The sequence below is a fragment of the Sporosarcina sp. ACRSM genome (assembly GCF_022346545.1).
GTDB lineage: Bacteria > Bacillota > Bacilli > Bacillales_A > Planococcaceae > Sporosarcina.
Map to the genome: position 1 here is coordinate 275,208 of NZ_JAKRNU010000005.1, position 11,196 is coordinate 286,403.

The following is an 11,196-nucleotide window of genomic DNA, read 5'->3' on the forward strand; positions in this document are numbered from 1 at the left end:
GCGTTTTTTTACTTCACTTTTTCTTTCTTAATCTGTTTACTTCTCAACTGTCCGCAAGCCGCATCGATGTCTGTTCCTTGTTCATGACGAACACCACAGTTGATGCCTTTTTTCTTCAGTGTTTCGTAAAATGCTTTGATCGCTTCCGGTGTACTGCGTCGATATTGGTCGTGTTCGTCTACCGGATTGTATGGAATCAAGTTCACATAGGATAAGTGACGTTTGTCGGCAAGCAATTTTGCCAATTGCTGTGCTTCTTCCACGTGGTCATTGACGTCATGTAACATGATGTATTCGAATGTGATTCTTCGGTTTTTGGATTCGAGATAGTAATCGATGGCATCCATCAACTTCTCGATTGGGAATGCTTTGTTGATTTTCATAATGCGTGAACGAAGTTCGTTATTCGGTGCATGCAAAGATACCGCTAAATTGATTTGGAAATCTTCTTCGGCAAATTCTCTGATTTTATGTGTTAACCCACTCGTTGAAACAGTAATATGACGTGCTCCAATGGAAAGCCCTTTTTGGTCATTGATGACGCGAAGGAAGCTCATCAAGTTATTGTAGTTGTCAAACGGTTCACCAATTCCCATGACGACAATATGGCTGACACGCTCGTCCAGCCCTTTTGCATCCAGATGGAATTGCACTTTCATAATTTGTTCGACGATCTCTCCTGCATCCAAGTCACGGTTTTTCTTCAATAGTCCGCTCGCACAAAAACTGCAGCCAATATTACAGCCGACTTGTGTAGTCACGCAAACCGAGTAACCGTAATGGAATTTCATCAATACCGTCTCAATCAGGTTGCCGTCCTGCATTTTGAATAGGAACTTGATGGTTCCATCCGCTGATTCTTGCTTAATGGATTGCTCCAATGTCTGGATCGCAAAGTTTGCATCCAACAGCTCAATTAGATCTTTATTTATATTTTTCATGTCAGCGAAGCTCGTTACACGCTTTTTGTAAAGCCAGTCCCAAATTTGCGCTGCACGGAATTTTTTCTGTCCTTGTCCAAGTAACCACTCAGTCAGTTGATCGATCGTTAGTCCATATATTGATTTTTTCATTAGGTAGCCTCTTTTCAATCAATTACGCCTCGGCGTAATTGCGTCCAGATTTTGAATTGAGCATAGCTCAATTAACTCCTTTCAAAATCTGTGACATCCGCCGGAGGCTTTATCTTCTTTCAGCAACTGGCACTTCACTTTCAGTACAAAACATTTGCTGAATGAAGATAAATTGCAATCCACACATTATACTACAGGAATTCGGTGATTGGAACAACTTTTTTCTATTCTTGAATGCAAAACGTCCCTCTCCGCAAAATGCATGACGGGAGAACGGACGTTGTGAATGCTAAGCTACACGTCTATCCAAATTCATCAAAATATTAAAGCCAAAGCAGAAAATCCCAATCAAGGTCAATACCCCACCAGTTGTAGCGATAGGAAAAAATACATCGCCCATACCAGAAATCGCCAATGCAATTGCAATCATCATTACAGGCAATCCAATATTATGAAGCCAAAAATGTACTTTTGCTAAACTAGTTTTCTCCAAGTTCGGATAATGATGATAAAATAACCCAATCAAAGCGAGCGACATCCATCCTAACAAACTGACATGCACATGCACAGTCGTCATATTAAAAATATGTGTAAACGACATATATAATCCGAATGAAACCCCGATCATAAAGTAGACGACAGAAATCTTCAACAATGTTTTTGCCATCGTTTCCTCACCTCCTATCGGTTCTTTCATCACTTCCTGTAAAATAATCATTTGTACTCCATTCTATGATTTGACCGCCCAATTATTGAGGAAATCTTCCTTGGAAATGAAAAAAGATACCCTATTTATAGAGTATCTCACTTCGATTGAACTGTATTGTTTGTGTCTTTTCCTGCCTTGATTTTCATAACAAGCGCCAAAATATTCAGCACACATAATACGGTGAAAAAGATTCCAAAACCGACTTGTCCATCTGAAAAACGGCGAAAGGCGAAATAAGCCATGAACAGCGTCAGCGCAATATCAATGTATTTAGAACGTAACAACAAACCAACCTCCCTGCTAAATATAGATTAAGTATACCAGTTTCTTTCACTTCTATCTCCAAGATTCCACAGAATGTAGGATTTGCGTAAAAAACAACTAGCAGTCTTTCAAATTCAAAGACTGCTAGTTGTTGATATGAACATTTATCTTCATTCAGCGGATTTCACAGATTTTGAAAGGAGTTAATTGAGCTTTGCTCAATTCAAAATCTGGACGCAATCACGCCGAGGCGCGATTGGCAGAAAACTTCCTATTGCTGGAGAATCCCTTTCAGTTTCCCAACAAACCGCTCCATCTGATCGTCTGTTCCGATGGTAATGCGTAAATAGTTATCAATTCCAGGCTTGTTGAAATATCTAACTAGCACGCCTTCCTTTTTTAATTTCTTATAAAGAGATTCTGCGGTTGCCGTTTCATGGGTGGCAAATACGAAATTCGCTTGGGAAGGGAGTACATGGAATCCAAGTTGCTCCAATGTCGCACTTACTTTTTCCCTTGTGGAGATGATTTCCGCTGTCGACTCCTTAAAATACGCTTCATCTTCAAATGCCGCTTTGGCCCCAACAAGCGCAAGCCGGTCCAATGTATAAGAGTTAAAAGAGTCCTTAATGCGAATTAATGCCTCTATTAACGTAGGGTTACCCATCGCAAAGCCGACACGTAAACCTGCCAACGAACGTGATTTGGATGTCGTCTGGACGACAAGCAGATTGTCATATTTCCGGATGAGTGATGCCGCAGATTCTGTCGCGAAATCGACATAGGCTTCGTCAATGATGACGACTTGATTTGGATTATTTTTCACAATGGCCTCGATATGCTCCAATTCAGCGTAAAGGCTAGTCGGCGCATTCGGATTCGGCAAAATGACGCCACCTTTGGACTGAAAGAACTGTTCTACTTGCAAAGTAAAATCCTCATACAACGGAACTTCTTCATAAGGAATATCGAATAACTTGGCATACACCGGGTAGAAGCTATACGACACGTCCGGAAAGCGAATCGGTTGCCCGGGTTCGAAAAACGCCATAAAAGAAAATGCTAATACTTCATCCGATCCGTTCCCGACAAACACTTCTTCTTTCGTAAGCCCGTACCGTCTGCCGATCGTTGTCCGCAATTCATCCGCAGTCGGGGATGGATACAGTTGAAGACTGCGCTTCATCTCTCCAAGCATCGCTTCTTGCACTTTCGGGCTTGGTGGATAAGGATTTTCGTTCGTATTCAATTTCACAATATCTTCCCGATTGTCCTGCTCTCCTGGCACATACGGCTCCGTCCGTTTCACCATAGTGCTCCAAAATTTACTCATCGCGCAACACTTCTTTCTTTGGACGCCTTTTCCGCAATACGTTTTTGACGTCTTCCACTGTCACACCGAGTTCTTCCATCAATACGAGGGAGTGATAGGTCAAATCCGCCAGTTCACTTGCCACTTCCGCCTTATCCCGATTTTTTGCGCCGATGACGACTTCCGTTGTTTCTTCCCCGACTTTTTTCAGGATTTTATCCAATCCTTCGCGGAAAAGATAAGTCGTATAGGAGCCTTCCACTGGATTATTGCGACGGTCTTTAATTTCAGCGACCACTTCTTGGACAACTTCTCGATTAGACGTTTCCTCTTCGAATGCCGTTTCATAAAAACAAGTTTCTTCTCCCGTGTGACATGCAGGTCCTTGTGGATCGACTTGTACCAGAAGTGCATCTTGATCACAGTCGAATAACAAGCGTTTGACCGTTTGGCGATTGCCCGACGTTGCACCTTTATTCCATAATTCCTGCCTGGATCGGCTGAAAAACCATGTTTCTTTCGTATCGATCGTCTTTTGCAACGCTTCTTTATTCATATAAGCAAGCATCAAGACCTTTCCAGTCCGGTCATCTTGCACAATGGCGGGAATCAACCCTTTTTCATCAAATGCCAAATTATCTATTTGTAAAGTCATCGTCCGTCATTCCTAACCGTTAAATTTTTCGTCCAAATAACTCTTCAATTCGCCGATGTTAATATCTTCGAAATGGAACACAGATGCCGCTAGCGCCGCGTCAGCTTTCCCTTCCGTCAATACGGTGTAGAAATGTTCAGGTGTCCCCGCCCCACCGCTTGCGATGATAGGAATATTGACGGCTTCTGCAATGGTTTTTGTCAAAGTAAGATTATAGCCATCTTTCACGCCATCTTCCCCGATGCTATTGACGACCAGTTCACCAGCACCTAGCTTTTCCGCTTTTTGTGCCCACTCAATTGCGTCGATTCCCGTATCTTCTTGTCCGCCCTTCGCAAAGACCGACCATTTGCCAGGAGAGACTTCGTTAACATCCATGGACAAAATGACGCGTTCAGAACCGAATCGTTGAGCAGCTTCTTCTATTAAAGAAGGATTATTGAGCGCGGCACTGTTAATGGACACTTTATCCCCACCCGCTGCAAAAATCTTTTCAATATCTTCAATGGTCCGGATACCTCCACCGACAATGAACGGAATCGGCACTTCTTTGGCAATTTCAGCAATCAAATCTAAGAAGATAGCCCGGTTCTTTGTAGAAGCAGCAATATCATAAAACACCAGTTCATCTGCACCGTCCGCTACATATTTCTTCGCCAATGTAAGGGGATCTGCTACCTCTTTAACATCCAAAAACTTTTTGCCTTTTACAACTTTCCCGTTATCGAAATCTAAACATGGAATAATTCGATTACTTGCCATCGTTGTCGTCCCCCAATAATTTAGTTAAAGATAGTTTCCCTTCATACAATGCTTTTCCGATAATAGCGCCGTATAGATTCAGTTCCCGCAGTTGCACGATATCCTCTTCTGTGGATACGCCTCCAGAGGCAATGATGTCAATACTGGATGCGCGATCCATCATTTCTAACTCCGCGAAATTAGGTCCTTGAAGCATGCCATCTTTTAAAATATCCGTATAGACGACAGTCCGGACACCGATTTCCGCTAACTCTTGGAGCAGATCAACCGCTTTGACATCACTTGTTTTTGTCCAGCCATCTGTCGCAACAAAGCCGTTACGTGCATCAATGGATACCGCTATTTTATCGCCATATTTCGCAACGGCCTCTTTTAGGAATTGCTGATCCTGAATAGCTGCCGTTCCAATAATAACGCGGCTAACCCCCGCCTCGATATGTGCGTCGATGATATCCATGGAACGAATGCCGCCCCCGACTTGTACAGGAATCGAGACGCTTCCCGCAATCGCTTGGATCGCTTCTTTATTCAAGGAATCGCCCGTTTTCGCCCCGTCCAAATCGACGACATGTATGTACGCCGCACCTTGCGTTTCCCATTCTTTTGCCATTGCTGTCGGTGAATCATTGTAAATGATTTCCTGATCGTAATCACCTTGGATCAGGCGTACACATTTTCCACCCCTTATATCAATTGCTGGAAATAAAATCATGATACAGCCTCCTGTTAAAAGTTAGTAGTAAAGTCCTGATTCGCCGATATCTTCGCACGGAACGCCGATAAACGATCTTCCACCGCCGATATCCCCACTCCGAACATTATTTTCCCTTATAATGTCCCTTTTGTAGACGGCACGCCTTTTACTTCTGGGTTAATCGCACTCGCCACCCGCAATGCGCGGCCAAATCCTTTGAAGATCGATTCGATAATATGGTGACTATTTTTGCCATATTGCAGATTGATGTGCAACGTCACTTTGGCGTGGCTCGTAAACGCGTGGAAAAACTCCTCGACCAGTTCTGTGTCGAACTCCCCGACTTTATCTTTCAAGCCTTCCACGTTATAGACGAAAAACGGGCGGCCGCTAATATCGATCGATACCGTCGATAAGGCTTCATCCATCGGCGTGGAGACCGTCGCATAGCGCTCGATCCCTTCTTTCGTCCCGATGCTGTCATAAAATGCTTGACCGAGCACGATGCCGATATCTTCGACGGAATGGTGTTGATCCACTTCGATATCCCCATCACAATCAACCGTCAAATCAAATCTACCGTGTTTCGTGAACAACGTCAGCATATGATCGAAAAAGCCAACACCTGTTGAGATATTTGTTTCTCCACTACCATCAATGGCGAAGTCCAAGTTGATCTTCGTCTCCGCCGTCTGTCTTGAAATCGATTTACTCCGCATGTTAATCCGCCTTTCTCACTTGAATCGAATGAGCGTGAGCCGTTAAGCCTTCCGCATTCGCAATGGTAATAATATCATTTGCCACTTCTTGCAGCGCTCGTTCATTGTAATGAATAATACTTGATTTTTTCATAAAGTCATAGACGCCAAGTGGCGAAGAAAATGCCGCAGTCCCACTTGTTGGCAGCGTATGATTCGGTCCTGCCATATAATCGCCCAATGCTTCAGGGGAATAGTTGCCGAGGAAAATGGCTCCCGCATTGCGAATGAACGACAACTGTTCCATCGGATTGTCCACCATCAGCTGTAAATGTTCCGGAGCCAGCTCGTTGACAAACTGGAATGCTTCCTCTAAAGAATTAACCAAAATGATTCTTCCGTTATCCGTAATCGATTGTTCAATGATCGCCTTACGATCCGCTTGTTCAATTTGTGCTACTACCTCTTGTTGGAGCGCTTCCGCAAAAGCTTTACTCGTCGTCACACAAATCGCCGTCGCACGCTCATCATGCTCCGCTTGCGACAAGAGATCCGCCGCAACAAATTCCGGTACTGCACTGTCATCCGCCACGACGCAAATTTCACTTGGCCCCGCGATCATATCGATGGCAACGTCTCCGAATACCCATTTTTTCGCACGGGCGACAAATGCATTACCTGGTCCTGTGATTTTCATCACCTTTTGCACGGTTTCCGTCCCATAGGCAAGTGCTGCAATCGCTTGAGCTCCGCCGATCTTATACACCACGTCCACTCCCGCTTCTTGTGCGGCGACAAGGACATGCGGGTTCACCGTTCCGTCCTTCTGAGGCGGCGTCACCATCGCAATGCGCCCAACACCAGCAATTTTCGCTGGGATGGCATTCATCAGAACAGTCGATGGATAAGCCGCTTTTCCACCCGGTACGTAGATCCCTACGCTATCTAAAGGGGTCACTTGCTGACCGAGTAAAATACCTTGTTTTTGCTGGATAAACCAAGATTTTTCTTTCTGCTCTTCATGGAAAGCGGTAATCCTTTCCTTCGCTTTCTGTAATCCGATGCGGAACTCTTCCGTCACCTGTTCCTGCGCTTGCTCAAATTCTTCTGGCGATACTATCAAGTCTTTCAAACGGACACCATCAAATTTTTCCGTATATTCTTTTAGAGCTTTATCGCCCTGTTCACGTACTGTTTCGATAATTCCAAGTACAGTTTTATCCAGCTCAAAATCATGTTGCTGAAACCCGGTTCCTTGCTTCTGTTCTACACTGTATTGCTCCATCATTACGATTCTCATACGCCTTCACTCCAATGCTGCTTTCAAATCCCCAATGAATTGCTGGATTTGACTCGTTTTCGTCGCATAGCTCGCTTTGTTGACAATGACTCGGGCACTGACGTCCGCAATCTTTTCAAGGACGACTAAGCCATTCTCTTTTAACGTCGTTCCCGTCTCAACGATGTCTACAATAACATCTGCCAATCCAATAAGAGGCGCCAGTTCAATCGATCCGTTCAATTTGATCGTCTCGACCCGGATACCTTGCCCGGTGAAATAGTCTTTGGCGATCGTCGGATATTTGGAAGCGACCGTTAACGGGGCACCATTTGTAAATTCCTTCTCAGGAAAGCCCGCTACGGCCACGATGCATTTGCCGATGCCAAGATCCATCAATTCATAGACATCGACCGGATCTTCCATAATCGTATCCTTGCCGACGATTCCGATATCCGCGGCACCGTTTTCGACGTATGTCGGGACGTCAACCGCCTTAACGAAGATCAGTTTCACTTTGTTGTCATCATCATAAATCACGAGTTTTCTACTTTTATCATGGTAATCGGAAAAGCGGATGCCGACTTGTTCAAACAGCTTCATCGCCCGATCCGCTGTCCTTCCTTTTCCCATGGCAATGGTCAATTGTGTCATTTAAATCGTTGCTCCCTTCACTCCAACAAGTAAATCGACGAGCTCATTCAAATCTTTGAAATAGATCGTTTTTTCTTTATAGAAAAGCGCGTTCTTTTCCGCTTCCAAGCGGATTGTGCAAACACTCTCTTGCCTGATCTCCTGCTCTTTTCGTGCGGGCAATGACACGACACTATAATTCCGCTCCCGCAACTCATTCGCGATGGCAATGGCTTCCGCTAATTGTGTTGGGTCATAGATGATTTTCACATCAATCAACGAGCGGGAAGAGATGTCCCTGCTTTCCGTTGCTTTGACGAGCGACTCGATTTCACATGCAAATCCGATTGCCGGCAGCGTTGCCCCAAATTCATCCCCTAATCGATCATAACGGCCGCCCATTAAAACCGGTTTGCCAAACCTTTCCACAAACCCTTGGAAAATCACACCAGAGTAGTAGTCCATATGATTGATCAGCCCTAAATCGATGATGATATATTGATCCAAGCCATACATTTTCAAGACGTCGTAAACGGCCATCAAATAATTCAGTGTCTCTTGCATTTCCTGTGACAGGACGACCCCTTTTGTCCGTTCATAGACCTCTTTTGGATTGCCATATAGAAAAGGAATCTGTTCAATGATGTCCCGCATTTCACGATCAACGTCAAGACTTGCTAGATAGGGGCCGAGTTCAACGACATTCTTCGCTTGAATCAAAGCTTTCAATTGATCGATCTGTTGCTCCGTCAGCAATAATTTTCGGATGATTTCCTGGAAAAATGCCGCATGCCCCAATTCGATTTTGATATCTAAAAATCCAAGATCTTTCATCGTATGACAGGCAAGAGCAATGACTTCCGCATCCGCTTCTGGTGAACTTTGACAGAAATATTCAATCCCAGCCTGTGTGCTTTCGATACTTTCATTGCGTTCGATTTGCTGCCTGAACACTTCTTGTACGTAAAAATAGCGAAGTTCACTTGTTAAAATTGGGAAATTTTGTGCTAGCTCCCGCGTTATCGGAATCGTGACATCCGGACGCATGACGAGCACTTCCCCGGTTCGATCGATCACTTTCACCATTTCATTTTGATTGATCGAGCTATTTACTTTGGAGTATAAATCGTATTGTTCGAAAGCGGATGTTTTAATGCGCTTATAGCCGTATGTTGTAAAACGCTTATGGATCGTTTTAATAATGCGTTCGAACTTTTCATTTTCACTTAACAGCATTTCAGGATATACTTCGTTTTTGACCATTTCTGCCACCCTCGCTTTATCACTTTACTAGACTAAAGTTATTTAGTACTATAAAGGTATAGACAACAAATGTCAACAAGGGAGATGAATTTTTTGTTTGATTATCACATGCATAGTTCGTTTTCTGCGGACTGCACCGCATCCATGGAAGAAATGATCGAAGGCGCGATTCGAAAGGGGCTCACTGAGATTTGTTTCACGGAACATATCGATTATGACTACCCTGATGATACTATCGTCTTCGATTTTGATAAAAAAGATTACGATCGTAAAGTGAAAGAATTGCAAGCGAAGTATGAGGGGCGTTTGCGCATTAAAAAAGGAGTGGAAATCGGAGTACAGCCTCATCTACTCGGTCAATATGAGGCGTTGTTGGACAAGGAAACATTCGATTTCATCATCTGCTCCATGCACACAGTCGAAAAGAAAGGCCTGCATTACGGCGATATTTTCATCGGCAAGACAACGGAAGAGGCATTTTCGGCTTATTACGACGAGTTGCTTTATTGTGTAAAAAACTTTAAGCAATACAATATACTGGGGCACGTCGATTTGATTAAACGCTATGCAAAAGAACGGGTTGACAATGATTTTCACGCAGTACTGACGGACATTTTCAACATTATCATTCCGGAAGGGAAGGGCATCGAATTGAATACGTCAGGTGTCCGTTACGGATTGTCGAATGGCATGCCAAGCGATGATATTTTGAAACTGTACAAACAATGTGGGGGAGAAATCATAACACTTGGATCGGATGCCCATAATCCCGAAGATATCGCATTCCAATTCCGCGAATCCCTTGAATTGTTCCAGTCGATCGGTTTCCGCTACATAGCAACGTTCGAAAATCAAAAACCGACATTCCATCCAATTTCCAGCCTATTCTAACCCTTGATCGGTTGTATACGAATGGCCGATTCGTGGAAAATTGGAAATGAAACTTTATACTAGGGGCTTTCGTATAGAACTATATCCAAAGAACGAGGTGAGAGGATCATTGGCAGAATCACAGGAATGGTTACTAGAAGAATTAAAAACGATTGAAGCTTGGGAAAAAGACCAAAATGATCTATGGTTTTGGGAAAAAATCGGACGTTTACCGTTTAAAATCATCGATAGATGGACCCCTGCATTTATCCAAAGGAAAATTGGCGAGCTGCTGGATGAACTCGGTCAATACATTCAAACGGGCGGGAATTATTTAAGCTCGACCGCTAAAATCCCGTCCTATTATTCTGATTTAGCTGTGACAACAGTAGAGGATGTGAAAAAACTTTCGATTTCAGCAATGGACGAAGCCGCGGAAAAGATTACCGTCAATCGAAAAAACATCGCAATGATCCAAGGTGCCAGTACAGGTGTCGGTGGCATTTTCACTTTAACGATCGACATCCCTGTTCTCCTCGGACTGCAGCTAAAAACATTGCAGGATATCGCCATTTGTTATGGCTATGATCCGAGTGTAAAAGAAGAACGGCTGTTTATCGTTAAATGCATGCAATTTGTCTCCGCTGATATCGTAGGAAAACAAGCGATCCTAGCACAATTGTCTCAATTCGATCAACACGATGAATCCGTGAAGCGGGAAGTCCTATCGGAACTTCAAGGTTGGCGTGAAGTCGTGTTCAACTTCCGGGATCAATTCGGCTGGAAAAAACTTTTTCAAATGATACCTATCGCAGGGCTGTTATTCGGTGCATTTATCAACCGATCTGCGGTGAACGATATCGCAGAAGCCGGCAAAATGCTATACCGGAAAAGAAGGATTATCGAGCGGATCCAATACGAGGAACTTGCCTAATGCTTGTCTTTCCATACAAAATAGCCACTGGCCATGCATTCATTCTAAAA

The 11,196-nt window shown here is 43.8% G+C and carries 13 protein-coding genes; 2 read left to right on the forward strand and 11 right to left on the reverse strand.

The window, feature by feature from the left end; genetic code table 11:
* Positions 1–8: 8 nt before the first annotated feature.
* The 11 genes from rlmN to hisZ form a co-directional block, all read right to left on the reverse strand.
* Positions 9–1,073, reverse strand: a complete 1,065-nt coding sequence (gene rlmN / locus MHZ95_RS10325) for a dual-specificity RNA methyltransferase RlmN (RefSeq protein WP_239390542.1) — start codon at positions 1,071–1,073, stop codon at positions 9–11.
* A 289-nt stretch (positions 1,074–1,362) separates the two neighbouring features.
* Complete coding sequence (locus MHZ95_RS10330) at positions 1,363–1,791, reverse strand: DUF2871 family protein (RefSeq protein ID WP_370642994.1); 429 nt, start codon at positions 1,789–1,791, stop codon at positions 1,363–1,365.
* 86 nt (positions 1,792–1,877) lie between these two features.
* Complete coding sequence (locus tag MHZ95_RS10335) at positions 1,878–2,066, reverse strand: hypothetical protein (protein ID WP_239390543.1); 189 nt, start codon at positions 2,064–2,066, stop codon at positions 1,878–1,880.
* Between the two features lie 251 nt (positions 2,067–2,317).
* Positions 2,318–3,379 (reverse strand): histidinol-phosphate transaminase, encoded by a 1,062-nt coding sequence (gene hisC, locus MHZ95_RS10340; protein ID WP_239390544.1) that lies wholly within the window; start codon positions 3,377–3,379, stop codon positions 2,318–2,320.
* On the reverse strand, positions 3,372–4,013 hold the full coding sequence (gene hisIE, locus MHZ95_RS10345; RefSeq protein WP_239390545.1) for a bifunctional phosphoribosyl-AMP cyclohydrolase/phosphoribosyl-ATP diphosphatase HisIE: 642 nt from the start codon (positions 4,011–4,013) through the stop codon (positions 3,372–3,374). Before hisIE ends, hisC begins: the two co-directional genes overlap by 8 nt.
* A 12-nt stretch (positions 4,014–4,025) precedes the next feature.
* On the reverse strand, positions 4,026–4,775 hold the full coding sequence (hisF, locus tag MHZ95_RS10350; RefSeq protein WP_239390546.1) for an imidazole glycerol phosphate synthase subunit HisF: 750 nt from the start codon (positions 4,773–4,775) through the stop codon (positions 4,026–4,028).
* Positions 4,765–5,487 carry a 1-(5-phosphoribosyl)-5-[(5-phosphoribosylamino)methylideneamino]imidazole-4-carboxamide isomerase gene (gene hisA / locus MHZ95_RS10355; protein WP_239390547.1) on the reverse strand — a complete coding sequence of 241 codons (723 nt, stop codon included), beginning with the start codon at positions 5,485–5,487 and terminating at the stop codon, positions 4,765–4,767. Before hisA ends, hisF begins: the two co-directional genes overlap by 11 nt.
* Positions 5,488–5,603: 116 nt before the next feature.
* On the reverse strand, positions 5,604–6,188 hold the full coding sequence (gene hisB, locus MHZ95_RS10360) for an imidazoleglycerol-phosphate dehydratase HisB (protein WP_239390548.1): 585 nt from the start codon (positions 6,186–6,188) through the stop codon (positions 5,604–5,606).
* 1 nt (position 6,189) lies between these two features.
* Complete coding sequence (hisD, locus tag MHZ95_RS10365) at positions 6,190–7,467, reverse strand: histidinol dehydrogenase (protein ID WP_239390549.1); 1,278 nt, start codon at positions 7,465–7,467, stop codon at positions 6,190–6,192.
* A 6-nt stretch (positions 7,468–7,473) separates the two neighbouring features.
* On the reverse strand, positions 7,474–8,100 hold the full coding sequence (hisG, locus tag MHZ95_RS10370; RefSeq protein WP_239390550.1) for an ATP phosphoribosyltransferase: 627 nt from the start codon (positions 8,098–8,100) through the stop codon (positions 7,474–7,476).
* The gene (gene hisZ, locus MHZ95_RS10375; protein ID WP_239390551.1) at positions 8,101–9,342 is read right to left on the reverse strand and encodes an ATP phosphoribosyltransferase regulatory subunit; all 1,242 of its coding nucleotides are present in this window, start codon (positions 9,340–9,342) and stop codon (positions 8,101–8,103) included. It lies immediately after the preceding gene.
* 93 nt (positions 9,343–9,435) lie between these two features.
* Here hisZ and MHZ95_RS10380 point away from each other — a divergent pair, with 93 nt between their 5' ends.
* A complete protein-coding gene (locus tag MHZ95_RS10380; RefSeq protein ID WP_239390552.1) occupies positions 9,436–10,233 on the forward strand; it encodes a histidinol-phosphatase HisJ family protein in 798 nt (265 codons plus the stop codon).
* A 109-nt stretch (positions 10,234–10,342) separates the two neighbouring features.
* Positions 10,343–11,146 (forward strand): EcsC family protein, encoded by an 804-nt coding sequence (locus MHZ95_RS10385; RefSeq protein ID WP_239390553.1) that lies wholly within the window; start codon positions 10,343–10,345, stop codon positions 11,144–11,146.
* Positions 11,147–11,196 lie beyond the last annotated feature (50 nt).